The organism is Aeromonas sp. QDB68 (assembly GCF_027707405.1).
Lineage (GTDB): Bacteria > Pseudomonadota > Gammaproteobacteria > Enterobacterales > Aeromonadaceae > Aeromonas > Aeromonas caviae.
This window is the reverse complement of record NZ_JAPCIQ010000021.1, coordinates 34,252-61,218: the sequence shown is the minus strand read 5'-3', so window position 1 is coordinate 61,218 and position 26,967 is coordinate 34,252. Positions and strand designations below refer to the sequence as shown.

Genomic DNA, 26,967 nt, shown 5'->3' with positions numbered 1-26,967 from the left:
ACGCAAGATAAAACAGGTCAGCGCCGATGGTGCGTATGACACCAAGGCCTGTCATGCGCTACTGAAGAAGAAGGGGGGCGAAAGCCACCATACCGCCGAGAAAAAATGCGGCACCGTGGGAGGAAGACCATCCCCGCAACGAGGCGGTGACGGCGCTCAAGGCCGGTGAACTGAAGCAATGGAAGAAAGACTCCGGCTATCACCAGCGCTCGATAGCCGAGACCGCCATGTACCGGTTCAAGCAACTCATCGGGCCAACGCTGAGCCTGCGGAACTACAACGCCCAGGTGGGCGAAATCCTGGCTGGCGTGAAGGTGATGAACAAGCTGATAGGGCTTGGTATGCCTGTTCGCCAGCCAGTGAATTGAGTGGTATCAACGGGTTGGGGAACGGCCATCCAGCGACGGATTTGATCAACAACGCCGTGAATCAGTGAAAAAGGAGCCGGCAAGGCTCCTTTTTTGTGATGGGCAGGTTGCTGAGCGAAGGCGGGGGAGTAGCCCTAGTTGTCGAAATTCCACTGTATGGGCAGCTCAAGATCGAAAACAAGCTGATCCCCGTCGAGGTGAAAGGCCACGCTGGTCTGGTGCTGGTCGTATTCGTCGATAAGGCGGCAGCTCTCGGAAAAGTTGGATTCGTAGCCAAGGCGGGCAGTGCCGCCGGTGCGAGCCTCGTCGAGTTCCACCCCCAGCACCCGCAGGGGATCCTTCTGGCTGAGCTTGACCCGGCTGTCACCCACATCCACCAGCCGCTCCAGCAGGGGGAAGAAGTCCTGCTTGTTGGCCTCGATGGCCTGGGCGATGGCTTGCTCCAGCTCGGTGGCGCTGGCAAGGGCGGGATCCAGCGTATAGCGGGTCTGGATACTTTCCTGAGTCATATAGTGCTCCTTGGGGCAATGAACCTGCGTCGGCCATCAGCACGGTAGGCGGTGAACAAGGTGTGCTGCGCCATTAAATGAGGTGGTGATTCATTCTGGTGGATAAAACCATCATAAAAAACCGATGAAGGCAGCATATTGCTTTTTGTCAGGCGGGAATGCGGCCATTGCGCACCAGGGCCCGGCGGATATTTTTGCACATCTTGCCGAAGCGGTTGAGCTCGTCGAAGCTGGGCGGGATGCCGCGATCGATCTGATATTGCCAGTAGCAGAGGTCCGTATCCACCAGCTCCATCAGCTTCTTGGGGCAGCCGATGCAGGTGTTGTCCGGCCCGCATTTGAAGGTATCCGGTTGATAGAGCGGAAATTCCGCCTTCACGGCGTCGATGATCTGCTGCATGGCGGTCATGCGGTCCGGCTTTCTGCTCACGGCTCGTTCCCCGGCGGCTTGTATGGGGGAGTCATTATATCCCTGACAAAATGTGGGCCAATGACGCTTAGGAGGTAGTCCGCCTTGCGTGCACGCCACCGCGCACCGGATCCTGCGCCTGCTTCCCCCTGGTGGCCTCTTCTGTCTGGCGCCGTTTCGGGTCATGATGAAAGCCCCGAACGAACCACTTTTTGACTGACCCCTCTGGAGGTGTGATGAGACCCTGTGCCCTGCTGTTGCTTTTTCCCCTGGTGTGCCAGGCCGAGGTCAGCCCGAGTGAACCCGTGCAGGAAGGTACCCTGGCCAATCAGCAGCTGATCCGGGATGCCATGGTGGGGGTCGCATCCTGGGTGGCCACCAAGGGGTGTGACGCGCCGGAGCGCTTCGTGCCCGTGGTGCTGCAACTTCCCGAGGGGGAGCCGGGCAGTCGCCACTGGCAGGAGCGCTGGACGGTGACGGGCTGTGGCAACGACTATCCCGTGGTGATCGATTTTCGGGAGACCGGGATGCAAAGCGCCATGTGGACCATTGCCCGATAGGGTCGGCGCCGCCATCTGCGAGCTGCAAAAATGACAACGCCCGGCAAGCCGGGCGTTGGAACAGAGTGAAGGGGAAAGCCCGTCATCAGAAGTCGTGGTAGAGGGGCCAGCCGAGCAGGGGGTGGCGGATCCCGGCGCGCATCTCCATGTTGTCGAGCTTATCCGGCGAGGCGTCCTCTTTTTGCAACTGCTGGTACTGACGCACAAACCCCAGGGTATGCAGCAGGTTGGGCACAAAGCCAGGGCTCAGCTCCTGTCGCAGGGCGGCGGCCATGTCGGCGGGGAGCGCGCTAAGCATCAGGGTGAGCTGGGCGGCGAGGTAGTCGGTGTCGTACCAGCCCTCGTCGAGCTCAATCTCCCGCGCCAGCTTGCGCTTGAGATCCTGCTTCACCTTGAGGGGGGCTGCACCGCTGCCCTTGCCGCAGAGGATGCGGTAGAGCAGCGCCTCGGCCAGCTTGTCCTCCATGGTGGGGTGGTCGCTCTCACAGGCGAAGAAGTGCTGGTCGATGAGCGCCATCAGGCGGCTCTTGTTGTGCTCGGTCAGCGCCTTCTCGTACTCCTGCCACCCTTGCCACTCCTCCACATCGGGGGGGCTGGAGATCTTGTCCAGCAGGCGCGCATCCACGTCACCGTAGAGGCTGTTGCCAGCCTGCTTGGGGCTGACGGTGATGAGCATGGACCAGCCCTTCTGGAACGGCTTGATGGGGCCTTCCGGCGCCTGCAACAGGGCCAGTGCCTTGGCCGGATCCCGTTGGGAGAGCTCCTGCAGACCGAGGCTCACCACGCCGATGACGTCGTGGGCGGCCTGCTCCAGCAGGTGCATCTTGTACTTGTTGTAGTACTTGTCGGCGAATTTGAGGCTCATCAGCACCGCCTTGCCTTTGATGGCGGCGAGCTGCTGCTGACTCAAGAGTTCGTTGTCGCGGCCAAAGCGCAGCACCTGGGTCAGAAAGGGGCCCTGGTTGGCATCGCGAATGACTAACTGCATGAATGGGCTCCTTAATCCAGAAAGCTGAACATGTCGTCGACGTCGCCGTACTCGTCTTCCTCGACCTTGTTCTTCTCTTTGGCCTGCATCACCAGCTCGGCGGCAAACTTGTTGATGATGCCGTCCCAGGTGGAGTGCTCGTTGCGCAGCAGCGACTTGATGGATTTTTCCACCTCGGGGGCCAGCTCGCGAATGAGCATCAAGAGGCTGCGGGGGTCGTCCAGCGCGTAGTCGTGGCTGTCTTCGGCCTGCTGGCGCTCGCTGTAGCGCAGGGACTCTTCGAGATCTTCCTCTTCGGCGTGCAGCACGTCGCGATAGCCCTCGTCCTCTTCATAGCGATCGCCGCGATAAAACTCGATAAAGGGGATGGCGAGGTAGAAGAGGCCGGCCGGATCCTCGGCCACGCACTCGAGGATCTCCCGCTGCTTGGCTTCGCTCTCCTGGGTGCGGATCAGGTAGTTGAGGAAGTCGAAGGTGTGCTGTTGCAGCTCGTCGGCGTTGTTCTTGATCGCCTCTTCCCAGTAGAGGGGCTGCTGGCAGACGATGTCGCGGATCCGCTCCGGGGTCATCAGCTCGGAGATGATGGAGGGGAAGGAGATGTCGTGCTGGCCGTTGATCTGGGTCAGGGTAACGATATCAATGTTTTCAATCACTTCTGCCAGCTGGTCGTCAGACATGGTCTTGGCGATCAGCTCGAACTTCTCGCTGGCCTGCTTCGGCTCGATGACGGCCAGCTCTTTGATCTCGATGGCGGTAATTTCTATCAGACTGTTGCTCATGCCTTGCCCCAATTAGAAACGGACTTCGTCGTACATATCCTGATCGCCGTCGTCATCACCATAGCGGTCACTGCCGCCGTGGTAGTCGGCGTCGGCATCTTCCCCGTCTTCCTCTTCTTCGTCCCGCAACTCATAGTCGTCATCACCGCGGTGGCTGCCGCGGGGCAGCGGGTTGTCCAGGAGGAACAGCACGGCGCAGGCCTCCATCAGCTGATCTTCGCTCTGTGTCCGCACCGCCTTGACCAGCGGCAGGATGGCGTTGTTGAAGCCGACGCTCACCTTGAACTCGTCCCAGGAGGGTTGCTCACCGCTGGCGAGCCACTTGTTCCACTGCGACTTGGCCTTGGGCGGGAACTGCACCCGGCCATAGAGGGCGAGCGGCAGGTATTCGGGCATGAACTCCAGCATGCTCATGTCGGCCAGCAGCAGGGCCTTCATCTGGTCGGTGAACTGCTCGAGCCCCCTGGGGTCGTCCTGATCCCGGTAGGATTCGATGTTCTCGCTGGCATCGCTTTGCAGGGCCTTGAGCCGTGCCTGGTCCCATTTTTTTTGCATAGTCGCTCTTCTTGCCTGGTGGCTCAGGGGTAGAACTGGTCCCACATCTCCTGCATGGCAGCAGCGGGATCGGTCACGATGACGTTGTTGAAATCCTTGATAAAAGCGGCCCGCTGTTTCGGATCGGACAGCACTTCATAAGCCTGCTTTACCTGGTGCAGCTTGAGGGCTGCCTGCTCTTTCTCTTCTTCGCTCGCCCCGTGCAGCTTGTCGGGGTGGTACTGGTTCGACAGCCGTCGATAGGCTTTTTTGATGTCGTTTTCACTGGCGTTGGACTTGACGCCCAACACCCGGAAGTAGTTGTTCATGACGGATCCTGCCTCACTGGCATGGTGGAATTCATCCTGTGTCGACCTGGTGGCGCAACGTCGGCAAACCAGGCTCGGCAAAAACCGGAGATTTTAACGGAAAGCCGGCGCCTCTGCCATGAAAGTGCGGTCTTTCTGTACGAAAAGAGCGGGCGGTGCGAGATGGCGGCGGGGCTACACTGGCAGAGGGGGGCGGCAGGCCCTGGCGTTGCCCGGCCCCCTCTTGTCCGAACCATCCGGATTCTGCCGTCACAAGGAGTCATCGCCATGGTCAAGTCCGCGTTTTTCGTGCTCGCGCTGGCAGGCAGTGCCGCCTCTGCCAGCGACATAATGCCCGTCTCGCCGCTGATGGGGGATGTCACCAGGGCTCAGTTCATGGAGCGCGCCGCCCAGCGCTTCGCCCTGCAAGACAAAAACGGTGACGGCGTGCTGTCGGTTGCCGAGAAAGAGGCCAACCTGGCAAAGCTGGCTGGCGTGATGCAGCAGGCAGGCAAGCCGGTCCCGGAGCGGATGAGCCAGCTCAAGCCGTCGCGGGAGACCACCAGGGCCCAGTTCATGGCGCGGCAGGAGGCGCTCTTCTCTCGCCTGGACAAGAACGGTGACGGGGTGATCGGGGAGTCTGAGCGTCTCGACATCAAGGCCAATCTGGAGAAGCGGGCGATGGAGGCCGCCCAATAGGGCGGGTTGTCAGCCCTCTGATGAAAAAGAGCCCGGTAGCGATACCGGGCTCTTTGTATCTCTGGCATGAAGGGGGCTACCAGCTTGCCCAGAGCAGCCGCAACCTGAGCCCCCAGGCGCTGCTCCAGCCGGTGGTGCTGCTCACCAGAGCCCCATCCTTGATGACGAGGAAGGTTGGCGTCACCCCCACCTGCCAGCGGGCGGCCAGATCCCCGGACTCGTCGTTGTGGGTGGGGAAGGTCAGCCCCTTCTTCGCCATCCCGGCGCGCAACGGCTCATCGCTGCCGGAGCGCAGGGCCACCGTCAGCACATTTTCACCCTCCTGCCAGAGCTGCTCCACCGTGGGAGTGGTGAAGCGGCACACCCCGCACCAGCTGGCCCAGTAGTAGACCAGCAGGGGCTTGCCGCGGCTCTGCTCGACCAAAGTGGTGGTGGTGCCGTCCTGCAGGGTGAAGGGGGCCTCCATGGCCCCCGCCGGCAGGGTGGGGCTGCGCCACAGATCCACCAGGGTGGTGATGACGAGCGCCATCAGCAGCAGCCAGAGCGCCTCCTTGCCCCAGCGGCGCCAGCGGGGGGCCTTTATGCCTGCATCCTCGGCCATGGCTTAGCTCCGCTTGGCCAGCTCGGCTTTGACCAGCTGCTCCAGCTCGTCATAGGGAATGGCACCCGGCACCAGCTGGTTGCCGATAAGGGTCGCCGGGGTGCCTTGCACGCCGAGCAGGGTGCCGATGCGCAGGCTGTTGCGCAGCTCTTCGGTGGCCTTGCCTGCGGGCTTGAGGGTCAGGTTGTCGGTGGCGGCCAGCGCCTTGTTGATGTCCGTCTCGGTCAGCATCCCCTGCTTGCTCATGAGCTTGTCGTGCAGGGGGAGGAAGCGGGCAGGATCCTGTTGCCACAGGGTCAGGCTGTACTGGGCTGCCTTGGCGGAGGTCTGCCCCTTGAACGGCAGCAGCTTGATCACCAGCCCCAGATCGTCCGGATAGGCCGCGAGCAGCTTGGCGACCGCCGGGTCAAACTGCTTGCAGTAGGGGCAGTTGTAGTCGGTGAACAGCACCAGGGTCAGCTTGGGATGCTTGGCGCCGAGGCGCGGGCTGGTGGGGCTGTTGAACAGCACATCCTGGTTGCCCTTGATGAAGTCACCCATCTGGGCCTGTTGGGTCGCGGCGTTCTGTTTCTCCCAGGATTCGGCTGCCTCGTCGAGGATCCCGGGGTTGGCGATCAGGGTCTCGCGAATGAGCTCCTTGATGCGGGCTTCCTGCTCCGGGGTGAAGGGGGCGGCGTGCAGCGTGGGGGTGCCCAGGGTGGCGGCTACCAGGGCGGTGCAGAGGGTCAGGGTTCGCAGTCTCATGGCATTCTCCTTAGAAATGGGTGGCATCGGCCTGAACGAGGCCGGCCTTGTGCAAGCTGTCGAGCAAGTCGGCCTTGTCCAGCAGGGGAGAGAGGATCTCCCCTTCCGGCAGGCCGGGCCCGTAGATCTGGTTGAAGGGAACGGCGGCGGCGCCGCGCTGGCGCAGGAAGGCGGAGATGGCATCGCTCGGCCGGCTCCAGTCGCCGCGAAGGGCCACCACGTCCGGGGTCGACAGGGCGCGCTGCACCTCGTCACGCAGCAGCACGTTGTACTTGTTGGCCTTGCAGGTGACGCACCAGTCGGCGGTCACATCCACGAAGACCCGCTTGTTCTGGGCCAGGGCGTCGGCGATGGCCTGCTCGGAGAGCGGCTGCCAGGCGATGCGATCGACGCTGCCACTCCCTTTCACCGTGAGGGTGCCCCCCAGCAGCAGGGCGCCGCCGATGAGTGCCGAGAGGGAGAGGGCCAGGGTGAAACCGCGCAGGCCATAACGCCAGAGGATGCCCATCAGCAGCGCCAGCACCATGGCGGCCATCAGCCAGCCGGTGGCCGTGGTGCCCAGATGGTTGCCAAGCAGGCTCGCCAGCCAGAGGCTGGAGCCCAGCATCATCAGCCCGAGCAGGATGCGCAGTCGCCCCATCCAGCGCCCCGGTTTGGGCAGCCAGAGGGCAAGGCGCGGCAGGGCCGCCACCAGCAGCCAGGGCAGGCTCATGCCAAGGCCGAGGGCGGTGAAGATGAGCCAGAGCTGGCCGAGCGGCGCCGCCAGGGCAAAGGCCACCGCGGTGCCGAGGAAGGGGGCGGAGCAGGGGGTCGCGAGCAGGGTGGCGAAACTCCCTTGCAGGAAGTGGCCACCGAGCCCCTCGCCGCCGCGGGTGGCGAGGCGAGTGTTGAGATCGCTGGGCAACCTTATCTCGAACAGCCCCAGCAGGTTGGCGCAAAACAGCAGGGTCACCGCCACCATGAAGCCGATGAAACCGGCGCTCTGGAACTGGATCCCCCAGCCGACCGCCCCTTGTGTGGCGCGCAGCAGGCTGCTCATGGCCGCCAGCACCCAGAAGGAGGCAATTATCCCGGCGCTGGCGGCGAGGAACTGTTTGCGCACGCCTCCTTGTTCGCTCTCTTGCTGCTGCAACACGGTGCCGAGTTTCAGGGCCAGCACCGGCAGCACGCAGGGCATCAGGTTGAGGATGAGACCGCCGAGCAGCGCCGCCCCGAGCAGCCAGAGAAGTGGCTGCTCGGGGGCCGGCAGGGCGAGGGGATCGGCGATGGTGGCGCGGGTCTGCCAGGCCTGCTCGCCGCTACCGAGCAGCAGGCCGAGGGATTGACCGCGCAAGTCTGGGGCATCCCCCTGCCAGCCGTCGCTGACCGGCACCCGGGCGATCAGGGTGGTGCCGCTTACCTCGAGCGCGGGCTTGCCGAACTCGGCCCCCTCCAGCGCATCGAGGAAGAGCGCAGGCGCCTGCCACCCCTCGACCCGCTCGGCCCGCAGTTGCAGCAGGTTGTGCTGGTAGCCGAGCTCGACCCGGGTGTCGGCGGGCAGCGTCTGTGGCAGGGTGCTCATGGCCCGGGCCCAGGCGAAGTCGAAACCGGCCGACGCCTGCCCATCCGCCGCCAGGGTGAAGGGGTAGTCGGTCAGGATGCAGACATTGCTGCAGGTGGAGAGGCGCAAGGTGCCCTTGAGCGGCTGCCCGGCCGGGTAGTCCAGGCTCAGGGGGAAGCGTACCTGCTCCTGATAGCCCTGGGTGCTGAGCCCGGCCACCTCGAAGGGGCGCGGCGTGGGCCAGTGCCACTGGAAGTCGCCGACCGGCTCATCCCACAGGATCTGGGGCGCAATGCCCCCTTCACCCGGGCTGTGCCAGTAGGTCTTCCAGCCTGACGCCAGCTGGACATCGAGCAGGATGCGGGTCTGATCCGGGACGCTGCGGTCGGCTTGCAGCCTGACCTTGGCGTGACTGTTCTGGGGGCGGGTGAGCCACCCCGTATCGCTGGCCAATCCGCTGGATTGCCACAGCAGGCTGCCCAGTAGCAGGGCCGCCTTGAAGAGATTCGACATGTATTGGGTCTCGCAAAAAATGAGTGACAGCAGGCTGAAAAAGCGCGGCTGAACTCATTCCCGCCAGACGCAGAGGGTGAGGTGCAGTCGCCGCTCCGGCGGCGAGACATTGATGGGGGGAGGCAGTGCCGGCGCGCGCCGTGACAGGGGCACCAGCAGGGCAATCACGAAGGCGATGGCGAAGAAGAGTTGCTCCACGCACAGCAGACTGGCGGCGCTCAGCCACTTGCCGTTGAGCTGGCAGCTGTTGGGCTGCACACTGGCGGGCGTGCCCTTGTCAGCCTGGTCGTCGGCTGAGGCGAACTGGGGCAGGGTCTGGCAACTCACGGCGTGATCGAGCAGGGCGAGGCGGGCCAGCGGCTGGGCCGCGCAATTGAGCACCAGCAGGCAGACCAGCAGCAGGAGTCGTGTCGCCGCGCGTTGTTGCAAAATCATGCTCGCCCCGTTCATCAAGATGGCCACATCCTAGCGGGCAATGGCGGGTGGGGCAAGCCGGGGTGACCGGTGGCGTCCGGGGCTGGTCGGTTCTGTCTGGCGAACGCTTGTTCGCTAAAAGGGGGACCAGTATACTGCGCCGAGTCAAATTCCGAGGTGTTCGATGCTCAAACTTGCCCGTGTGCTGCTGCTGGCACTGCTGCTCGTCTTCTGGTTCCTGTTCGGCCTGTTGCTTTGTCTGGTGCGCCCGCGCCACCCGAACAACGTCTATGTCTTCGCCCGCATGTATCATGCGGTCTGCCCGCTGATCGGCCTCAAGGTCCGGGTGACGGTGGCCGACGAGGTCAAATCGGTGGGGCCGGCGGTCTATGTCTGCAATCACCAGAGCAACTACGACATCTTCACCGTGACCGGCGCCGTGCAGCCCGGCGTGGTGGCGGTGGGCAAGAAGAGCCTGCTGTGGCTCCCCTTCTTCGGCCTCATCTTCTGGCTCTCCGGCAACGTGCTGATCGACCGCTCCAACCGCTCCCGCGCCATCGGCACCATCGGCCAGGTGGTGGATCGCATCAAGCATCGTGGCACCTCCATCTGGATGTTCCCGGAGGGGACCCGCTCCCAGGGGCGTGGTCTGCTGCCGTTCAAAGCGGGGGCCTTCCACACTGCCGTCCAGGCCGAGGTGCCCGTGGTGCCCATCGTCTGCTCCAGCTACTTCGGTCAGGTCGATCTCAACCGCTGGGACAACGGCGAGGTGCTGCTGGAAGTGATGGCCCCGGTGTGCAGCAAGGAGCACGGCGCCGCCGGCATTCGCGAGCTCTCCGACACCTGCCGGGAGAAGATGGAAGCCAAGCTGGCGGAGCTGGATGGCAAGCTTGGCCATCGGCCGGCGGCCTGAGCCCGGTTGCAGAGAAGAGAGGGAGCCGCTGGCTCCCTTTTTTATTGGTGAAAATCACCATCTTGTTGGTTTTTTTCACCACGCCGTATCCAATAAACATCCATCGTTAACTTTCATCTAATTGTAAATAAAGGAAAAAAACATTCTGGCACGGCTCTTGTAATGTCATGGGAAGAGAGTGACACCCTATCAACAAGGAGCCAGACCATGAACGTATTCAGCCGCCTGACCGACGTGATCAATGCCAACCTGCACAGCCTGCTCGACAAGAGCGAAGAGCCGGAGAAGATGCTGCGGCTGATGATCGAGGAGATGGAGCAGGTCCAGGTCGAGATGAGAACCCAGGCCGCCCGCGTCATCGCCGAACAGAAACAGCTGGAGCGCCATCAGCAGGCGCTGCGCAACCAGATCCAGGAGTGGGCAGCCAAGGCCGAACTCGCCATCCAGAAGGGCCGCGAAGATCTGGCCCGTGCCGCCCTCACCGAGAAGCTGGCGGAGATGAAGCAGTGCGAGCGGCTGGAAGAGGACAAGGCGCGGGTGGCCGAAGTGCTGGCCCAGCTCACCGCCGACAGCGAGCGGCTGGCGGCCAAGCTGACCGAGGCGCGAGAGAAGCAGAAGATGCTGACCCTGCGCGAGCAGACCGCCCACAGCCGCATCCGCGCCCGTGCCCAGGTGGACAACCAGCGCATGTACGAGCTGGTGGCCCGCTTCGACGGCTTCCAGAACCGGGTCGATCAGCTGGAGGCCCAGCTGGAGGCGGCGACCCTGGGGCAGAACCCGTCCCTCGAGGCCCAGTTCCGCGAGCTGGAGCTGAACGACGAGATTGAGCGGGAGCTGGCCCGGCTCAAGGGTCAGAAGGTGGAGGCATAACCATGACACCCTGGCCCAAGGATCTCGCCCATCGCAAGCTGACCGGGGTCTGCGCCGGTCTTGCCAGAGGGCTGGGGGTGTCCAGAGTGACGGTGCGGGTGGTGGCCCTGCTCGCCCTGATCCTGATGCCGCCGCTGGCCCTGGCGCTCTATCTGGTGGGGGTGCTCGTCATGCCTCCCCGCCGTGAACTTCAACGCTGGCTGGGGTGATCTCCGGATCGTCCCGTCGGCAAGTGCAAGCCCGTGAGGAGCACAACATGCTGGAATTTATCGTCTTGATCCTGGTGCTGATCGGCATGGCGCTGACCGGATTCACCGTGCTGGCCATGCTGCTGGTGAGCGGGGTCTTTGTGCTGTTTGGCGCCCTGGCCGGCATGTTTGCCCTCATCATCAAGCTGGCGCCCTGGTTGCTGGTGGTGCTGGTGGTGTGCTGGCTCCTCAGCAACAGGCGCAAGCAGTCGAACACCTACCGTTAAGCCTCCCTGATTTCGTATCCTTCCTTGGCCACTGCTTGCAGTGGCCCTTTTTATGGGGGCGACACAGGGTCGGTGTGCGGGGTGGCAAGCCAGGAAAGGCTCCAGTCGTGCCACAGCGCCGGCTCTTGCACCAGGCGCTCCTTGAACGCCTTGCTCTGCTGCTTGAGGCGGTACTCGAGGCGCAGCGCCTCGCGTTTGCCGGGAACCTCCTGCTGCCACGCCAGCGTCAGGGGCCCCTTGCCGCGCAGGGCTCTGGCCCCCTTGCCGCTCTGGTGCTGACGCAGGCGCCGCTCGGGATCCGTGCTGATCCCCGCATAGAGTGCCCCGGCGCCGGTGCGCACCAGATAGACAAACCAGGGGGAGGGCGTGCCGGTGGCGAGGGTCACGAGGTGCGCCACCTTGCCCGCCGACCCCCGAGCCGGTGCAGGGGCAGCAGGCTCACCAGCAGGCCGGCCCAGACGAAGGCGAAGCCAACGGATTTCACCGGATCCGGTATCTCGCCAAACCAGAAGAGGGCGAGCAGGAAGGCGAGGCTGGGCTCTATGTATTGCAACAGGCCCACGGTGCTCATGGGGGTGCGCGCCACCGCGTAGCAGAACAGCCCCACCGGCAGCAGGGTGGCGGGCGCACTGCCCATCAGCAGCAGCTTGTCGGCCCAGTCTCCTGCCATAAACTGGCTGGTGCCCTGCAAGGTCAGCCAGCCGATGACGAGCAGGGCGACGGGCAACTGCACCAGGGACTCCAGATAGAGGCTGGTGCCGGCGTCCAGTCTCACCTTCTTCTTGATGAGGCCGTAGAGGGCAAAGTTGGCCCCCATCACGAGGGAGAACCAGGGCAGCTCGCCGTAGGAGAAGAGCATGTAGGCGAGCCCCGCCAGGGCGAGCGCCACCGCCAGGTGTTTTTGCGGGGTGAGCTTCTCTTTGAGGAAGAGCACCGCAAAGGCGATGTTGAACAGCGGGGTCATGAAGAAGGCGAGGCTGGTGGCCAGCACCTGGCCCGTGGTCAGGCACCAGGTGAACATGCACCAGCTGATGGACATCACGGGGCCTGCCAGCAGCACGAGGCCGAGCTGCCGGGGATCGCCGCGCAGGGCCCCCCAGGGTACCCGCTGGCCGAGGAGCAGAAGCAGGCCTCCCAGCAGCACCACGGACCAGAGCACCCGGTGGGAGAGCAGTTCCCACATGTTGATCTCGGGCATGAACTGGTAATAGAGGGGCAGCATGCCCCACAGCACGAATGAGAGGGCCGCGCTGCCGGTGCCCATCCAGTTCTTCATCTCTCTCCGTTTATTAAACTAAACAATGGCGGCTGCATGATAAGTATCCGCCGCCCCTTTCACAAGCGGGAGCGGGGAGAAAACTCTGGTACTATCGGGCCCATGAACCGACTCGATCCCCTGTTTGAACAGATCCGGGCCTGCCGCCTGTGCGAGGCCCACCTGCCGCTCGGCCCAAGGCCGGTGATCCGCGGCAACGAGCGCGCCCGTCTGCTCATCATCGGCCAGGCCCCCGGCACCCGGGTACACGCCAGCGGCATCCCCTGGGACGACCCCTCCGGCGATCGGCTGCGCTTGTGGCTCGGGGTGGACAAGGCCACCTTTTACGATGAATCCCGCATCGCCATCATGCCCATGGGGCTCTGTTACCCCGGCAGGGGCAAGTCGGGGGATCTGCCCCCGCGCCCGGAATGTGCCCCCACCTGGCACGACAAGGTACTGATGCTGCTGCCCAACATCGAGCTGACCCTGCTCATCGGCCAGTATGCGCAGGCTTACTACCTGAGGGAGGCGGCGAAAGGATCCCTCACCGAGACGGTGCGACACTGGGCGGACTTTGGCCCGGCCTGGTTGCCGCTGCCGCACCCGTCACCGCGCAACACCCTCTGGCTCAGGAAGAACCCCTGGTTCGAGCAGGCCGTGATCCCCCATCTGCAGCAGAGGGTCGCCCCCCTGCTTGCCCCTGCCGGCTAGAGCGCCGGCTCGGCCTGGGGCTTGCTGCGGGCCATGGCGACCAGCGGCAGTATGATGCACAGGCACCCCAGCAGCAGCGGCAGCCCTGGCTGCTCGTCAAACAGCCAGACCCCGATGGCGACTGCCATCAGCAGCCCGGTGTACTCCGCCGAGGCGATCTTGCTCGCCTCCGCCTTGCGATAGGCCATCACGCACAGCCCCGCATAGACCATGATGAGCGCCGAGGAGCCGAAGGCGGGCCACCACATCTGCCATTGCCACTCGCCCCCTTCCCACCAGGCCAGCGCCAGGATGAAGGGCATGCTCAGCACATTGGTGAAAAACAGGGTCTGGGCGATGGGCTGCTGGAGCGGGATGCGCTTGATCAGCAGGTTGTTGACCGCCAGGGAGAGCGCCACCCCGAGCGCCGCCAGGGCGGCCCAGTTTACCTCGGTCGGGCGCAGCACGATGAGCACTCCGACGAAGCCGAGCAGCGCCGTCAGCACCTTCTGGCGCGAGAGTGCCTCCCCCGCCAGCCAGACCGCGAGCGGCACCATCAGCAGCGGGGCGGCATAGAAGAGGGCGTTGGCGGTGGCGAGCGGCAGCCGGGTGAGGGCGACCACCATCAGGCAGACACCGACGGCCCAGATATGGGCCCGCAGCAGGTGCCACTTGAGGGCTACCGGCGGGTTGCGCCGCCAGGACCAGAGCAGCCAGGGGGCGAGCAGCAGGGCCGCGGAGAGCTGGCGGAAAAAGACAAATTGGAAGATGGGCTGGTCCGGCTCCAGCACCTTGACCAGGGCATCGGAGAAGACCGCCACCATGTTGCCGAGCACCAGATAGAGGATGCCTATTCCGACTGCATTCATACCACCTCCAGATTCAGATGAGGGGAGGGTAGCCCGCGGCCTGTTATCCAGTAAAATGATAAAAAATCATCACGCATGAGAAATTTGGATAATGAAGCTGCCCCCCCTGCGCGCCGTTCAATATTTCGAGGTGGTTGCCCGCCTGCTGAGTTTTTCCCGCGCCGCCCTGGAGCTCAATGTCAGCCAGAGTGCGGTCAGTCACCAGATCCGTCTGCTGGAGGATTTTCTGGGGGAGCGGCTGCTGCTGCGCCAGGGGCGGCTGCTCTCCCTGACGCCCCAGGGGGAGATCTATTTCGAGGGGATCGCCGCCGGGCTGGTCCAGATTGCCCAGAGTAGCGAGCAGTTGCGCGGTGGAGGCGAGATGCGGGTGCGGCTCGCGGTCTATAGCTCCTTTGCGGTGAAGTGGCTGATCCCTCGCCTGGCCGGGCTGCGTCAGCTCTATCCCGAGCTGGATCTCAGCCTGGAGATGGTGGCGGAAGATCCCGAGCTCTCCGACAGGGTGGCGGACGGTTTCATCACCGTCTCCCCCGAAGGGCCGGGCTACATGCACGATCTGCTCTATCGGGAGCGGCTGATGCCGGTGTGCAGTCGCCGGATGTGGCAGCAGGTGGAAGGGGAGTGGCCCGCCACCCTGTGGCAGTTGCCGCTGCTCTCCATCCAGGCTATCTACCGCGAGAAGGGGGAAGATTGGCGGCGCTGGGCCGAAATGGGGGGGCTGACCATTCCCCCCGAGGCGAGGGTGCACCATTTCAGCCATATCCTGCTGGCGCTGGAGGCGGCGAACTGGGACCAGGGAATGGCGCTCATCAATGACTACATGTTGCAGCCGGAGGATCCGCGTCTGGTGCGACTGCCCCTGCACGCCCTCGAGACCGGCGACAACTTCTATTTCGTCTTCAAGCGCTCGCGCGCCCATGAACCCGCCATCAGCCGGTTGCGTCAGTGGCTGTGGCAGGAGTCGCAGGTGAGCCTGAGACCCGGGGAAAACGAGCCTCTCAGGCGCGTCTGAACGTGCTGGGGGCCCTATGCAGAATGGACGGCACAGCCCACGACGCAGGAGTCTGATTCGGGAGGCCTGATGGCACTGGCGAGACCAGGGCCATCAGGAGCGGGTCAGGTGCGCTTGAACTGGCTCAGTACAAAGAGGGTGGTGGCGCAGACTACGACCGAGGGACCGGCCGGGGTGTCCTGATACCAGGAGAGGGCAAGGCCCCCCAGCACGGCGAGACAGCCTGCCAGGGCGGCAAAGCCGGCCATCTGCTCCGGGGTCTGACTGAAGCGGCGGGCGGTGGCGGCGGGAATGATCAGCAAGGAGGTGATGATGAGCGCCCCAACGAACTTCATGGCCACGGCGATGACCAGGCCTATCAGCAGCATCAGCACGCAGCGCAGCACATCCACCCGCACCCCTTCCACCCGGGCCAGCTCTTCCGAGATGGTCATGGAGAGCAGGGGATCCCAGAGCCGCCACAGGGTGAGCAGCACCAGGGCGCCGCCGCCGTAGATCCAGAGCAGGTCCATGGGCTGCACCGAGAGCAGGTCGCCAAACAGGTAGGCCATCAGATCCACCCGCACGTTGTCCATGAAGCTCAGGGTGACCAGACCCAGCGACAGGGCGCTGTGGGCCAGAATGCCGAGCAGGGTGTCGGTGGCCACCTGCTGGTTGCGGCTCATGATGACCAGCAGCATGGCCATGGCGAGGCAGCAGACCACGACCGCCAGGGTGAGGTCCACCTGCAGCAGGATGCCGAGGGCGATGCCGAAGAGGCAGGCATGGGAGAGGGTGTCGCCAAAATAGGCCATCTTGCGCCACACCACGAAGCTGCCCAGGGGCCCGGCCAGCAGGGCGATGCCGAGTCCGGCCGCGAGGGCGTATAACAGAAAGCTGTCCACGTGAAGATCCTAGTTGTTGCGAGAGGGCAGGCGGATGACGGGAGCCTGCGGTTCATGATGATGGTGTTCGCCATCGCAGTGGTGATGGTGGGTATAGACCGCCAGCACCTCCCGCTCCGGTCGCCCGAACAGGCGGGCAAATTCCGGGTGGCGGGCCACGCTCTGTGGCTCGCCGTGGCAGCAGACGTGGCGATTGAGGCAGATCACCTCGTGAGTGCTGGCCATCACCAGGTGCAGATCGTGGGAGACCATCAGCACGGCGCAGTGGAACTCGGCGGCCAGCTGGCTGATGAGGGCATAGAGCTCGATCTGTCCCGTGATATCTACCCCTTGCACCGGTTCGTCCAGCACCAGCAGCTCGGGCTTGACCAGCAGGGCGCGGGCCAGCAGTACCCGCTGCATCTCGCCACCGGAGAGCTTCTGCATCCGGTTGTCCAGCTGATCCTGGGCACCGACCCGATTGAGGGCCTCCTCGATGGAGAGGCGGCTGTTCTTGCCAAGTTGCAGGAAGCGGCGCACCGTCAGGGGGAGGGTGGGGTCCAGATAGAGGCGCTGGGGTACATAGCCGACTCGCAGATCGCGGCGGCGGACGATGTCCCCCGAATCTGGGCGGAGCAAGCCCAGCACCAGCTTGCTCAGGGTGCTCTTGCCCGCCCCGTTGGGGCCGACGAGGGTGGTGATTTTGCCTTTGTTCAGGGTAAAGGAGACCTTGTCGAGCACGAGTCGTCCGTCAAATGAGAGACAGACCTCTTTCAGCTCCACCAGTTGGGTCATGACAGCTCCGGGGTTTACAGCCTGTGAGAGTTATAATATAACAGCGACGTTGGTTTGTTATATTATCACACACACACACCCTGACGAGACCTCTATGCGAATTCTTGCTCTGATCACTGCCCTGATGGCGGTGAGTCTGCCTGTCCGTGCCCTCGAGGTGCTGACCACCATCAAACCCCTGGGCTTCATCGCGGCGGCGATCACCGATGGCGTGAGCGAGCCCGGGGTGCTGCTGCCCACCGGCGCGTCGCCCCACGATTTTTCCCTGCGCCCTTCCGATATTCGCAGCATCAACGAGGCCGATCTGGTTGTGTGGGTCGGTCCCGAGCTGGAAGGCTTCATGGCCAAACCCCTTGCCCGGCATCCTCATGTATTGACCCTGACCCAGGTTCCCGGCATGCCGCTGTACAACTATGCGACCCAGGGCGAGCATGACGAGCATCACCATGATGACAAGGATCATGACCATGCCGCCCACGACCACGGCGCGCACGACGAGAGCCATGAAGGGCACCACCACGAAGGGGTGGATCCCCACATCTGGCTGGGTCCAACCCAGGCCAAGGTGATTGCCAAGGCGATCGCGACCGAACTGGGCAAGCTGGATCCTGCCAACCAGGCGCGCTATGCCGCCAATCTCGCGGCCTTCGAGGGCAAGGTTGACGCCCTGGACAAGGTGATCGCCGTGCAGATGAAGGCGGTGGATCAGAAGGGCTACTTCGTGTTCCACGAAGCCTATGGATACTGGGAGCGCCACTACGGCATGAGCTCCAAGGGACACTTCACCGTGAGCCCGGAGCGTCGCCCGGGAGCCAAGACGCTGATTGACATCCGCAAGGCGCTGGAAGAGAAAAAGGCGAGCTGCATCTACGCCGAGCCGCAGTTCTCCCCGGCAGTGATCGAGTCGGTCGCCCGCAATACCGGGGCCAAGGTGCTGCTGCTGGACGAAGTCGGCGAGCAGGTGCCGCTCGGTCCGGACGGTTATCCGCAATTCATGCAGCAGTTGGCGGACGCCTTCGCCCAGTGCCGCTAAGCCTTGCCCAACATTGACGATAGAGGCGACGCGGCCAACTATACTGACCTCCAGCATCTGATATGGAGTGTCAGTCATGAAATGGTTGCTCGTCTCTGCCTGCACGCTGACCCTGCTGGGATCCGGCATACAGGCATCCGGTCTTTCCGAACACATCGCCAGCCCGGAACTCAGGGCAAAAATGCAGGCGGTCTATGGCGCGAGAGCGATCCAGCGGTCCGAGGCCTTCTCTCGTCTGCTGACGCCAAGGGCCGGAACGACGGACCAGCAGAAGCTGGAGCTGGTGAACAACTACTTCAACAACCTGACCTACAGCGAGGATCCCAGACTGTGGGGGGATGATGATTATTGGGCCAATCCGCTGGAGTTCATCGGGGCGAGAGGTGGGGATTGCGAGGACTACAGCATCGCCAAGTACTACACCCTGATGGAGCTGGGGGTCGACGAGAAGAAGCTGCGGCTGGCCTATGTGAAGGCAATTCGTTACAACCAGTTCCACATGGTGACGTTGTACTTCCCGACCATCAAGTCAGATCCCCTGGTGCTGGACAACATCAATGGCCGCATCCTGCCGGGGAGCAAGCGCAATGATCTGCAGCCGGTTTACAGTTTCGATGCCAAAAGCATCTGGATCATGAAATCCCGCCGCGAGGGAACCCTGGCGGGGAGTGCCGATCGCCTGGCCCAGTGGACCTCGATGCAGAGCCGGTTCTCCAGCGAGCATCTGCGCTCCCCCCGTCGCCAGCTATAACTTGCCCGCCGCCTTCAACTCCTCGAAATATTTTCCCGCGCCCGGATGCTGTTCGACACTCAGCACCGGGCCTATTTTGTTGCGCGCCTTGTGAAACAGGTTCGCATAGCCATAGGTCTGTTCGTTGAAACTGGTTTGCTGGCTCAGCATGGCCCGGGTCAGCCGATAGACCTCGTCATCGGGAGTGGCGGCATTGGTCACCAGGGTGGCGGCGATGGCGAAGGTGGGGGTTGCCTTGAGGTTGCCCGGGTAGATGCGTGCCGGCACCTGGCTGCGCTGGTAATACCTGACCCCTTTGAGCAGCTGGTCCCTTACGGGCCCCTCGATCGCCAGGAAGCGCACGGCGCAGCGCTTGGCGGTGTCCAGCACGATGCGGTTGGGATGACCCATGACAAGGCCATAGGCATCGATCTGTTTATTGCACAACGCTTCGGAGAGATTGGCGACGCTCTTCAAATCGAGATCCTGCTCCTTTGCGCCCAGAACATTGAACAGGGCCAATGCCGTTTGACGAGTCCCTGAACTCTTCAGGCCCATGTCGATGGGGGCCAGCTTGAGCTGCTCCAGGGTGGTGATATCCCCATCGGCTCGCACCACTATGGTGAAAGGTTCGGCGTGGGTGGCAAAGAGCGCCCTCAGCTCGGGTTGTGGCTGGGCAGCGAAAGGCCCGGTGCCCTGGCTGGCCTGATAGAGCCAGTCGGACTGGACGAGCGCATAGGGTACCTCTCCCGTTTTCAGCTGGCGGAGATTTTCGATGGACCCGGAGCTGGCCTGTAGTTTGCAGGGCATCGTGGGGTCACTTTTTTTGGCCAGTCTGCAGAACTCCTTGATGACCTGGTAATAGATGCCTTGCTCCCCCCCTGTGCCTATGGTCATGGTGGTCGCGTGCAGGGTCGGTTGCCACAGCAGGGCGAGCAGCAGCAGCGGGATCCTCATGATGCATTCTCCTGAGTGGCATAACCATCGATGCCCCAACTGCGCAGCATGTCCACATCGCTTACGTCGCCGGCTTCCGCCAGCAAGGTGTAGCCGGAAGCATGGAGGCATTGGGAGAGCAGGTTCCAATAAAGGGGGGACTGGGTGAGCTGGCAACTGATGAAGACGGGTCTGATGGGGTCGAGCCTGGCCAGATTGTCGTTGTTCATCGGGATGTTGCTGAATGCCAGCTCAATCCCCTGGGACTGGAGTGCGGTCAGTCGTTCCTCGGCCAGGGGGGGGAAGATCGCCAGATCCCAGCGCCAGTCCAGCGTCTTGCCACGAGCGCTGGTCAGCACGGGGGCAAACTGCGCCCAGTCTGGGTGGCCGAGCAGGCTGAGAGGCAGCTGGAGCCCTTCCGCCTTCTGGGTCAGCCAGTTGTTGAGCAGCCCCCGAATTTCATCCGGCGAACTGTCCGTGGTGGGGGGGTGCTTGGGTAGCAGGCGGCTGTAGAGCCTGATACTCCCCTGAGTGGAGAAGAAATGCTGCTGATAGGTGTTGCCATCGGTGTCGACCAGCCCAACGAGCTTCTGGTGGGTCGGGAGAGCGTCGTGCTTGCCAAGCTGGGTGATCTTGAGCCGCTGTTGCAGCAGGTCCCGCTTGCGTTCAGAGACCAGCTGGTTGATGGAGACAACGACTTCCTGCAATTCGCGAAGCCACGGGGTTGGCAGGTTGCCGCTGAACTGGCGTTTGCGGATCCGGGCCAGTTGCAGACTGATCTGTTCGAGGGGGCGCAGCAGGCGGCGGCACACCGAGGTGATCACCAGGCTGAACACCAGCAGGCCGGCGAGCAGCGCAAGTCCGGTACGACTGATGGCGTTCCACAGATGCTGGTAGGCGTAACCCTTGTGTCCCTCGAGCGTGAGGGTACCGAGAATGCGCCAGCCGTCGGTCAACTCCTGCTCAATCTTGACCGGTGGCATGTCGATAACTGAGGGGAGCCAGCCTGGAACATTTTGCTGTGCGGTGTGGAACACCTTCTGGAACAGCACCTGGCCATCCGGATCCAGCAGAACGACGGAGTTGACGAAGCCTCCGTCGAACATGGCGTTCACTATGGTCTCGGCAAGGACCTTGTCATCTTTGAGCAGAGTGCCCTGCAGCACCAGCCCCAGTGCGGTGATGGCGGTTTCAAGGTTGGCCGACATCTGGTCGAGAATAGACTGTCGTACCGTCGTGATCTCCAGCACGAGCAGCAGCGCGGCGCCGATGGTGAAGAGGATTAGGATGATTACATTTAACAATTTTGCCAATGACATACCCACTCCATGGAGATGTTTTTGCAACATTTTCTGGGCCGGAGAGCACCACAACCGGACTTGGTTCTTAAAAATAGAAAAAAATGGCTGAAAATGACGATCATTTCTGCCCATGCTGGAAGGTTATGCATAAAATGTGAGTTTCGTGCATGGAGCTATGAACTTTTTGTAAGTATTTAGGTCTAAAAGTCAGATATTCGGTTTTCATAATAAAAACTCATAAAAACAGACCCACAACCACCACCCTTAGATCTAATAACAGGATAGCGGATGAAACGTCTCCGTCCCTTGGTAGCCCAGGCTGCCAATTGGGAACCCCCGGTTCCCCGCAAGCATTTCTATGCCATGCTATTGCTCACGGCCATGACGCTGTCAGCGGTAGCCGTATTGCCAGCTCCCGGTGACATCCTGGAGCGGCCACTGCGTCTGGAGTTGCCGATCGCCACCACGGGCACCGCAACCAACGAAGACAACACCGACTTCAACGACATTCCGGATCACGAGCTGGTCGAGTCAGCCGCTCCCGAAGACGACATCCCGGCGGATGCCACGCCTCAATGGCAAGATTACCGGGTTCGCAATGGCGAGAACCTGACCACCATCTTCAACAACCTGGGGCTGTCCACCACCACCCTCTACAAGGTGCTGGATGCGGATGCCAAGAACAACCTGGCGCGTCTCAAACCCGGTCAGACCATCGAGTTGCTGATCGATCAGGACAACATTCTGCAGCAGTTGAAGATCCGCCTGAACATCAAGCAGACCCTGGTGCTGGAGCGTACCGACGACACCTATAGCGCCAACATGCTCAATGAAGAGGTAGAGTGGCAGCAGAAGAGCTATGACGGTGTCATCAACGGCAGCTTCTACGTCAGCGCCCGCAATGCCGGTATCCCGGCCAACCACATCCAGAAGATTGCCAACCTGTTCCAGTGGCGCCTCAACTTCGCCAAGGATTTGAAAAAAGGTGACAAGTTCAAGGTGCTGGTCCGTCAGGAGACGGTCGACGGTAAGAGTACGGGCAATACCCAGTTGCTGGGGGTCGAGGTGTTCAGCCAGGGCAAGGCCGTGTCAGCCTGGTTGTCGGAAGATGGCAACTATTATGACGGTCAGGCAAACAGCCTGGAGCGCGGCTTCCGCCGTTATCCGACTCACAGCCGTTACCGGGTCAGCTCCAGTTTCAACCCGAATCGCCGTCATCCCATTACCGGGCAGGTCCGGCCCCATGAGGGGACCGACTTTGCCCTGCCGGTAGGCACGCCCATCATGGCGACCGGTGATGGTGTGGTCCTCAAGGCAACCAGCCACCCGCTGGCAGGCACCTATGTTGTGATCAAGCACGGCCGTACCCTGATGACCCGTTATCTGCACCTGAGCAAGCTGCTGGTCAAGCCGGGTCAGAAGGTGAAGATGGGTGACAAAATTGCCCTCTCCGGCAACACGGGCCGCTCCACCGGTGCTCACCTGCACTACGAGGTGCGCATCAACAACCGCCCGGTGGATCCCATGAAGATCAAGCTGCCGATGGCGGAGCCGCTCTCCGGTAAGGACAAGCGTCAGTTCCTCGCCAAGGTGAAGAGCTACCGCAAAGAGATGGAGGCGGGCTGAACGGCTCCCTCCTGACGAAAAAGGCCCCGCAAACTGGCGGGGCCTTTTCATTGCAGAACGGCTTCAATAACCCTTGTCAAAGTCGATCCTGCCGTCCAGCTGCTGACCATCGATGAAGCGGATGTAGTTGCGGATGAAGATCTGGGCCACATCTTCCGGGAAGCTGTAGGCGCTGTTGTGGGGCGTCACGATGAGATTGGGCTGGTGCCAGAGCGGGCTGTCAGCGGGCAGGGGTTCCTGCTCGAACACATCGAGCACCGCCATGGCGGGCTTGCCGGCTTGCAGTGCCGCCAGCAGATCCCCCTCATGGACGGCATTGCCCCTGCCGACGTTGAAGAAGATGGCGCCCGGTTTGCAGTGGCCGAAGCGTTCGGCGGTGAAGAGATGGCGTGTCTCGCGGGTGGCGGGCAGCACGCTGACGATGACATCGGCCTGGGCCAGCATCTTGTTGAGTGCCGGCAATTGGTACACCTGATCGAACCCGGCACGCTCACGGCCACTGTGGCTGATGCCGAGCACCCTCATGCCAAAATGTTTGCCGGTGTGGGCGATATGCTGCCCTATGCTGCCGGTGCCGAGCAGCAGCAGCGTCTTTCCCTTCAAGCCCTGATAGGGATGGCTCTGCCAGACGCCCTGTTGCTGCTGCTCGCGATAGAGTGGCAACTGGCGGGTCAGGCTGAGCAGATGGCCGAACACATACTCGCTCATCAAGGGGCCGAAGATGCCGCGGACATTGGTGAGCAGGTAGTCGCGGCGGCAACTGGCGTCCAGCAGCACGTCGACCCCGGCATAAGTGGACTGGAGCCAGCTGAGCTTGCCGGCCTTGGCCAGCAGCGGCTTGGCCCGGGCAGGCTCGGCCATCAGGATATGAGCGTCACCGATAAGCTGTTCGGCCTCGGCCTGATTGTCGGCCCGAAGAATGTGCAGATGGGGAAGATGGGCCGCCTTGAGCAGGCGTTCATAGTGGCTGTTGTCCTGACTCAACAGCAGCAGGGTACGTTGGCTCATACTCTTGTTCCTTATCGTGTTTATGGCAAGGCGAGAGGGATGCTGTCTCCATCTTACCCCAGTTGATCGGGCAAGATAGTCGAGCAGGGCGCTTTTTCATTTTTAGACGGGGCCCTCGTGGGCTACAATCTGCCCCACATTTTGCAAAGGATCCGACTCCAGTGTTTGGTGACAAGTTTTATAAGCGACTGGCCGAGCTGCAGCCCTGGCAGCAAACCGTCTATACCCTGGCGCTGGCAGAGCGCATGTACCCCAACTATGTGCTCTTTACCCAGGCCTCCGGTTTCGGGGATGCGAGGGCATTCCGTCACGCGCTGGATCAGATGTGGAACTACCTGACGGTCAAGGGATCCCGCGTCAATCTTGGTGCCATTCTGGAAGCGTTTGAAGTCTACATTCCCGATCCCCGCAAGTTTGAATCCTACGGCGCCTATCCGGCACTGGACGCCTGCGTGGCGCTGGGTTGTGCCTACAACTCGGTGATCTGCCGGGTGGGGGAAGAGGCCAACGACGCCAGCCATGCGTCTGTCGGCACGGTCGCCGGCTTCATAGAGATGCTGGAAGAGCGGGATCTCAGCGATGAGGAGCTCTATGAGCACGAGTACATGGAGGCCGAGCTGGAGTTCCAGGTCGAACTGCTCAAACGGGTGGCCCATGAACGGGACAGCGATCGCATCCTTGCCATCCGCGCCTTCGCGGCCCAGGACGGCGTCTCCAACATCGGCATCAGCCTGGAGGCGTAACGCCATCGCGTACTGCCCATAGAAAAAGCTCCCGGTCGGGAGTTTTTTTTATCTCTGAGCGTTCATTTTTTGGTGTGTGAGAAAGCATTTATGCATTTTTTTCAAATGGTTAACTTTTTTTCTCCTGATTCTTAGGGGCCATTCGTTGCTGTTGTAAGCTCGCTTCTATTGGTTGCACTTGACAGAGAATCACCGACGAGAACAACTCCATTACTGAGGTCATCTATGAATGCAACAGAGCTTTGGCTGCTTTCCCCCGAGCAATTCAACGAGTGACGGCGTGAGAACGATTATCCCCGTATCTGGGCGCTGCTGGTGGCGTCGCTGCCCCATTTCGACGACTGGATGGCGGAGCAGAAGATAGAAAAAAGCGTGATCTTCCAGATCGGCATCGCCCGCTTCATCAGCTCCCGCTGCGTGCTGAGCCTTTGTGTCTACATGAGCGACGACAAGGTCCGCCTGTATGAGAGCGCCTCGAGTGCACTGGAATCCCTGCGCAAGAGCGGCCTCATCCGCTCGGAGACCCGTTTCGAGCCTTACAGCATGTGGCTGGCGGGAAAACATGGCAATGACGAGGTGAAACGGGTGCAAAGCCTGCTTTCGGTCTCGGAGAACAACAAGGGGGAGGCCCAGGTGCTGGGCAAGCATCGTTTGCTCAACATCGGCGGTGTTACCCTCAAAAGCCCCATCATCTCCGGCCGGTTGCTCGATTTTACCTGTCTCGACGAGCTCTCTCTCGATGGGGCCGTCAACAACTCCAAGGTTTATCTGTGGCACTGCTCGGCCAAGGGGGTCAGGGTCAATGGCGGGGTGATCGGGCTCGATCTGTTCGACTCCCTGCTGTGGGACCACAGGGCCTGGGCCAAGAAGCGGGAGCTGGCGCTGGAGGACGGGGTCTTTCAGGACTTCACCATAGAGTGCGAGGAGATCCGCTTCCACTCCTCCCGGGCGGTGCTGAAAAACTTCAGCGTCAGCGCCAAGAACTTCGATGCCACCATGGAGCACACCAACCTGGACAAGGTGGAGGTGGTCTACAACGACAATGGGCGGATCGACCACAACGAGGCGAGCAAACTCTATCGCAATGCCAAGCGTCTCTTCTCCAGCGTGGGTGACACCGTCGACGCCGGCGAGTGCTACTACAAGGAGAAGCTGCACGAGATGAAGTCCCTGGCGAGCCCGCGGGAGCTGTTCCGGGAGCGCTGGTTGCGCAGCGGTCCGATGACGAAGTGCTGGCTCTCCCTGTTGTGCTATCTCAAGTACGCGGGCAAGTTCATCAGCTTCATCACCTGGGGGTTTGGGGAGCGTCCCATCAGAAGCCTGCTGATGTCGATGGGGGTGATCCTGCTGGCGACCCTGACCTATTTCCTGGCACCGGAGTCTGCAACCCACGGCCATCTGGGGCGCTCCCTCTATTTCAGCATCGTCACCTTCGTGACCCTGGGTTATGGGGACATCTCCCAGACCTCCTCGCCGCTGCAACTGCTGTCGGCCATCGAAGCCTTCTGCGGCATGTTCCTGACCGGTCTCTTCCTCGCGGGTTTTGCCTCTAAAACCAAGCAGTATTGACGGGAGCGCCGACGGCGGGTGCCATCAGTGCCCGCCTCCGGTGCCCTCCTGCTGTCTTCCCATCCCTCCCGGCTGTCCCGGCGACCTTGCTTGACGCAGCGGCGGTGGAGCGACTTTATTTAAAGTCATCGCATGCCATGACAAGCGATGGCGCCACCAGCGCCCGGACATGACGCAATCAGAGGAGAAAGCCCGGTATCGATCCGCCAACCACCGATGTAGAGAAGGAATAACGCTATGATATTGAATCACTTATGGGGATTGTATGCCCATCCCCACACCGAATGGCATACCATAGACGAGCGGCACGACAGCTTCAGAAACAGTCTGACCCACATCCTGCTCGTGGCCCTTATCCCTCCCATCTGCGCCTACTATTCCGCCGTTCACATCGGCTGGAGCATCGGGGTCGGCGATCCCATCACCCTGACCGCCAACAGTGCATTCAAGCTGTCGGTCGCCATGTACGTGACCCTCATCATCGGCGTGCTGGCACTCTCCTATCTGGTGCACTGGATGGGGCATACCTTCGGCTCGGATCCCAGCTACACGACCTCGCTGGAGCTGGCGGCCTACACCTCCACGCCACTCTTCATGGTGGGCTTCTCCGCTTTCTTCCCGCATCTCTGGTTCGTGATGCTCATCGGTTTGGTCGGGCTGACCTATTCCGTCTACCTGCTCTATATCGGCGTGCCCATCCTGATGCACATCACCAAGGAGCAGGGATTCATCTACGCCAGCTCAGTGGTGACGGTCGGTTTGGTGCTGCTGGTCTGCGTGCTGGCTGCCACGGCCATCCTGTGGGGATCCGGCTTCGGTCCCGTCTTCACCCAGTAGCCGTGTATGCCGACGGCAACGACGACAAGGGCGCCTTGATGGCGCCCTTGTCGTTGATCTCTCACCTGGTCGGCGTGTCTTTGCCAGACCCGGGAGGGACGTCGTCTGCGTTGATCAGCGGGGATTGCCGCTGCCGATGCCGAACGGGATGCGGTAATCGCTGCTCTGATCGCCGAGGCTGACGGTCAGGTTGCCCTGGGCGCGGCTCGGGATCTGTACCTGTTGGGTACCCATCAGGTTGGCGTGGACGGAGGCCACCAGATCACCGGATTCATCGCGCACCTCCAGCATGGGGTTGGCCTTGCCGGCCATGGCGGCGCTGGCATGCCAGTTCACGAACAGCACACCCGGGGTGGCGTTGAAGTCGGCGGGGACGGAAGCCTGGGCAACACCGGCGCTCATCAGGCCTGCAACGGCCAGCATCTTGATCACGTTTTTCATGTTCATTCACTCTCTTGGTTTTTATGTCATTGGCA

32 protein-coding genes and 2 pseudogenes are annotated in these 26,967 nt (G+C 62.1%); 15 read left to right on the top strand and 19 right to left on the bottom strand.

All coding sequences use genetic code 11. The features are described 5' to 3' along the window. Positions 1-368: pseudogene (locus tag PG892_RS09245) on the top strand (IS5 family transposase); the annotation flags it as partial. Between the two features lie 134 nt (positions 369-502). On the opposite strand, the gene PG892_RS09240 reads toward PG892_RS09245, so the two are convergent. Together PG892_RS09240 and PG892_RS09235 are read right to left on the bottom strand one after the other, a co-directional pair. After that, a complete protein-coding gene (locus PG892_RS09240; RefSeq protein WP_210556563.1) occupies positions 503-877 on the bottom strand; it encodes a hypothetical protein in 375 nt (124 codons plus the stop codon). A gap of 148 nt (positions 878-1,025) precedes the next feature. Next, positions 1,026-1,277 carry a hypothetical protein gene (locus PG892_RS09235; RefSeq protein ID WP_039039818.1) on the bottom strand — a complete coding sequence of 84 codons (252 nt, stop codon included), beginning with the start codon at positions 1,275-1,277 and terminating at the stop codon, positions 1,026-1,028. Positions 1,278-1,522: 245 nt separating this feature from the next. Here PG892_RS09235 and PG892_RS09230 point away from each other — a divergent pair, with 245 nt between their 5' ends. Further along, on the top strand, positions 1,523-1,846 hold the full coding sequence (locus PG892_RS09230; RefSeq protein ID WP_103858499.1) for a hypothetical protein: 324 nt from the start codon (positions 1,523-1,525) through the stop codon (positions 1,844-1,846). A gap of 85 nt (positions 1,847-1,931) precedes the next feature. Here PG892_RS09230 and atcC read toward each other — a convergent pair whose 3' ends face one another. From atcC to atcJ, 4 genes are read right to left on the bottom strand one after another with little or no spacing between them, the layout of a single operon-like run. Further along, a complete protein-coding gene (atcC, locus tag PG892_RS09225) occupies positions 1,932-2,834 on the bottom strand; it encodes a cold adaptation protein AtcC (RefSeq protein ID WP_270825336.1) in 903 nt (300 codons plus the stop codon). An 11-nt stretch (positions 2,835-2,845) separates the two neighbouring features. Next, positions 2,846-3,613, bottom strand: a complete 768-nt coding sequence (gene atcB / locus PG892_RS09220; protein WP_010672787.1) for a cold adaptation protein AtcB — start codon at positions 3,611-3,613, stop codon at positions 2,846-2,848. A 12-nt stretch (positions 3,614-3,625) separates the two neighbouring features. Next, on the bottom strand, positions 3,626-4,168 hold the full coding sequence (gene atcA, locus PG892_RS09215) for a cold adaptation protein AtcA (RefSeq protein ID WP_109111735.1): 543 nt from the start codon (positions 4,166-4,168) through the stop codon (positions 3,626-3,628). A gap of 23 nt (positions 4,169-4,191) precedes the next feature. Continuing rightward, positions 4,192-4,476 carry a cold adaptation protein ActJcold adaptation protein ActJ gene (gene atcJ, locus PG892_RS09210; protein WP_005305278.1) on the bottom strand — a complete coding sequence of 95 codons (285 nt, stop codon included), beginning with the start codon at positions 4,474-4,476 and terminating at the stop codon, positions 4,192-4,194. 267 nt (positions 4,477-4,743) lie between these two features. On the opposite strand from atcJ, the gene PG892_RS09205 reads away from it, so the two are divergent. Then, positions 4,744-5,154, top strand: a complete 411-nt coding sequence (locus PG892_RS09205; RefSeq protein WP_223933320.1) for an EF-hand domain-containing protein — start codon at positions 4,744-4,746, stop codon at positions 5,152-5,154. 76 nt (positions 5,155-5,230) lie between these two features. On the opposite strand, the gene PG892_RS09200 is transcribed toward PG892_RS09205, so the two are convergent. From PG892_RS09200 to PG892_RS09185, 4 genes are read right to left on the bottom strand one after another with little or no spacing between them, the layout of a single operon-like run. After that, the gene (locus PG892_RS09200; protein WP_223933322.1) at positions 5,231-5,755 is read right to left on the bottom strand and encodes a protein disulfide oxidoreductase; all 525 of its coding nucleotides are present in this window, start codon (positions 5,753-5,755) and stop codon (positions 5,231-5,233) included. A 3-nt stretch (positions 5,756-5,758) separates the two neighbouring features. Continuing rightward, complete coding sequence (locus PG892_RS09195) at positions 5,759-6,499, bottom strand: DsbA family protein (protein WP_010672791.1); 741 nt, start codon at positions 6,497-6,499, stop codon at positions 5,759-5,761. 10 nt (positions 6,500-6,509) lie between these two features. Further along, positions 6,510-8,552 carry a protein-disulfide reductase DsbD family protein gene (locus PG892_RS09190; RefSeq protein ID WP_270825334.1) on the bottom strand — a complete coding sequence of 681 codons (2,043 nt, stop codon included), beginning with the start codon at positions 8,550-8,552 and terminating at the stop codon, positions 6,510-6,512. Positions 8,553-8,606: 54 nt separating this feature from the next. Next, positions 8,607-8,987: a hypothetical protein gene (locus PG892_RS09185; RefSeq protein WP_039039817.1), complete on the bottom strand. Its 381-nt coding sequence runs from the start codon at positions 8,985-8,987 to the stop codon at positions 8,607-8,609. A gap of 163 nt (positions 8,988-9,150) precedes the next feature. On the opposite strand from PG892_RS09185, the gene PG892_RS09180 reads away from it, so the two are divergent. From PG892_RS09180 to pspG, 4 genes are all read left to right on the top strand, one after another. Next, positions 9,151-9,879, top strand: a complete 729-nt coding sequence (locus PG892_RS09180) for a 1-acylglycerol-3-phosphate O-acyltransferase (RefSeq protein ID WP_039039739.1) — start codon at positions 9,151-9,153, stop codon at positions 9,877-9,879. A 207-nt stretch (positions 9,880-10,086) separates the two neighbouring features. Beyond that, positions 10,087-10,749 (top strand): phage shock protein PspA, encoded by a 663-nt coding sequence (gene pspA / locus PG892_RS09175; protein WP_223933324.1) that lies wholly within the window; start codon positions 10,087-10,089, stop codon positions 10,747-10,749. 2 nt (positions 10,750-10,751) lie between these two features. After that, positions 10,752-10,958 (top strand): PspC domain-containing protein, encoded by a 207-nt coding sequence (locus PG892_RS09170; RefSeq protein WP_010672796.1) that lies wholly within the window; start codon positions 10,752-10,754, stop codon positions 10,956-10,958. A gap of 47 nt (positions 10,959-11,005) precedes the next feature. Continuing rightward, positions 11,006-11,224, top strand: coding sequence for an envelope stress response protein PspG (pspG, locus tag PG892_RS09165; protein WP_010672797.1), 219 nt, complete (start codon positions 11,006-11,008; stop codon positions 11,222-11,224). Positions 11,225-11,274: 50 nt separating this feature from the next. Here pspG and PG892_RS09160 read toward each other — a convergent pair whose 3' ends face one another. Beyond that, the gene (locus PG892_RS09160; protein ID WP_223933326.1) at positions 11,275-11,610 is read right to left on the bottom strand and encodes a GIY-YIG nuclease family protein; all 336 of its coding nucleotides are present in this window, start codon (positions 11,608-11,610) and stop codon (positions 11,275-11,277) included. After that, the gene (gene rarD, locus PG892_RS09155; protein WP_201984854.1) at positions 11,607-12,500 is read right to left on the bottom strand and encodes an EamA family transporter RarD; all 894 of its coding nucleotides are present in this window, start codon (positions 12,498-12,500) and stop codon (positions 11,607-11,609) included. Before rarD ends, PG892_RS09160 begins: the two co-directional genes overlap by 4 nt. Before the next feature lie 102 nt (positions 12,501-12,602). Here rarD and PG892_RS09150 point away from each other — a divergent pair, with 102 nt between their 5' ends. Beyond that, entirely contained in the window at positions 12,603-13,193 is a 591-nt protein-coding gene (locus PG892_RS09150) for a uracil-DNA glycosylase family protein (protein WP_223933328.1), read from the top strand. Here the strand turns inward: PG892_RS09150 and PG892_RS09145 are convergent. After that, the gene (locus tag PG892_RS09145; protein WP_104455200.1) at positions 13,190-14,041 is read right to left on the bottom strand and encodes a DMT family transporter; all 852 of its coding nucleotides are present in this window, start codon (positions 14,039-14,041) and stop codon (positions 13,190-13,192) included. The two genes, PG892_RS09150 and PG892_RS09145, sit on opposite strands and share 4 nt — an antisense overlap. Before the next feature lie 91 nt (positions 14,042-14,132). Here PG892_RS09145 and PG892_RS09140 point away from each other — a divergent pair, with 91 nt between their 5' ends. Beyond that, the gene (locus PG892_RS09140; protein WP_201984847.1) at positions 14,133-15,050 is read left to right on the top strand and encodes a LysR substrate-binding domain-containing protein; all 918 of its coding nucleotides are present in this window, start codon (positions 14,133-14,135) and stop codon (positions 15,048-15,050) included. Between the two features lie 104 nt (positions 15,051-15,154). Here the strand turns inward: PG892_RS09140 and znuB are convergent, their stop codons facing one another. Both znuB and znuC read right to left on the bottom strand, forming a co-directional pair. Beyond that, positions 15,155-15,934 (bottom strand): zinc ABC transporter permease subunit ZnuB, encoded by a 780-nt coding sequence (znuB, locus tag PG892_RS09135; RefSeq protein ID WP_182935189.1) that lies wholly within the window; start codon positions 15,932-15,934, stop codon positions 15,155-15,157. Positions 15,935-15,943: 9 nt separating this feature from the next. Then, positions 15,944-16,708 carry a zinc ABC transporter ATP-binding protein ZnuC gene (znuC, locus tag PG892_RS09130; RefSeq protein ID WP_201984846.1) on the bottom strand — a complete coding sequence of 255 codons (765 nt, stop codon included), beginning with the start codon at positions 16,706-16,708 and terminating at the stop codon, positions 15,944-15,946. Positions 16,709-16,802: 94 nt separating this feature from the next. Between znuC and znuA the strand changes: the two genes are divergently transcribed. Together znuA and PG892_RS09120 are read left to right on the top strand one after the other, a co-directional pair. Next, on the top strand, positions 16,803-17,741 hold the full coding sequence (znuA, locus tag PG892_RS09125) for a zinc ABC transporter substrate-binding protein ZnuA (RefSeq protein WP_103858507.1): 939 nt from the start codon (positions 16,803-16,805) through the stop codon (positions 17,739-17,741). Between the two features lie 76 nt (positions 17,742-17,817). After that, complete coding sequence (locus PG892_RS09120) at positions 17,818-18,492, top strand: transglutaminase-like cysteine peptidase (protein ID WP_041212317.1); 675 nt, start codon at positions 17,818-17,820, stop codon at positions 18,490-18,492. On the opposite strand, the gene PG892_RS09115 is transcribed toward PG892_RS09120, so the two are convergent. Both PG892_RS09115 and PG892_RS09110 read right to left on the bottom strand, forming a co-directional pair. Next, the gene (locus PG892_RS09115) at positions 18,487-19,428 is read right to left on the bottom strand and encodes a TAXI family TRAP transporter solute-binding subunit (protein ID WP_042014953.1); all 942 of its coding nucleotides are present in this window, start codon (positions 19,426-19,428) and stop codon (positions 18,487-18,489) included. The two genes, PG892_RS09120 and PG892_RS09115, sit on opposite strands and share 6 nt — an antisense overlap. Beyond that, a complete protein-coding gene (locus PG892_RS09110) occupies positions 19,425-20,726 on the bottom strand; it encodes a LapD/MoxY N-terminal periplasmic domain-containing protein (RefSeq protein WP_223933330.1) in 1,302 nt (433 codons plus the stop codon). The genes PG892_RS09115 and PG892_RS09110 overlap by 4 nt, the downstream gene beginning before the upstream one ends. 270 nt (positions 20,727-20,996) lie before the next feature. Between PG892_RS09110 and mepM the strand changes: the two genes are divergently transcribed. Beyond that, positions 20,997-22,334 (top strand): murein DD-endopeptidase MepM, encoded by a 1,338-nt coding sequence (mepM, locus tag PG892_RS09105; protein WP_041212320.1) that lies wholly within the window; start codon positions 20,997-20,999, stop codon positions 22,332-22,334. Positions 22,335-22,397: 63 nt separating this feature from the next. On the opposite strand, the gene PG892_RS09100 is transcribed toward mepM, so the two are convergent. Then, positions 22,398-23,342 (bottom strand): D-2-hydroxyacid dehydrogenase, encoded by a 945-nt coding sequence (locus PG892_RS09100; RefSeq protein WP_043152907.1) that lies wholly within the window; start codon positions 23,340-23,342, stop codon positions 22,398-22,400. Positions 23,343-23,503: 161 nt separating this feature from the next. Between PG892_RS09100 and PG892_RS09095 the strand changes: the two genes are divergently transcribed. The 3 genes and pseudogenes from PG892_RS09095 to PG892_RS09085 all read left to right on the top strand — a co-directional run bounded on the left by PG892_RS09095 (position 23,504) and on the right by PG892_RS09085 (position 26,491). Continuing rightward, positions 23,504-24,085, top strand: a complete 582-nt coding sequence (locus tag PG892_RS09095) for a YjaG family protein (RefSeq protein WP_042864483.1) — start codon at positions 23,504-23,506, stop codon at positions 24,083-24,085. A gap of 225 nt (positions 24,086-24,310) precedes the next feature. Continuing rightward, positions 24,311-25,654, top strand: a pseudogene (locus tag PG892_RS09090) (potassium channel family protein). A 237-nt stretch (positions 25,655-25,891) separates the two neighbouring features. After that, positions 25,892-26,491 carry a Yip1 family protein gene (locus tag PG892_RS09085; protein ID WP_029314835.1) on the top strand — a complete coding sequence of 200 codons (600 nt, stop codon included), beginning with the start codon at positions 25,892-25,894 and terminating at the stop codon, positions 26,489-26,491. Positions 26,492-26,605: 114 nt separating this feature from the next. Here PG892_RS09085 and PG892_RS09080 read toward each other — a convergent pair whose 3' ends face one another. After that, complete coding sequence (locus tag PG892_RS09080; RefSeq protein WP_039039727.1) at positions 26,606-26,938, bottom strand: hypothetical protein; 333 nt, start codon at positions 26,936-26,938, stop codon at positions 26,606-26,608. Positions 26,939-26,967 lie beyond the last annotated feature (29 nt).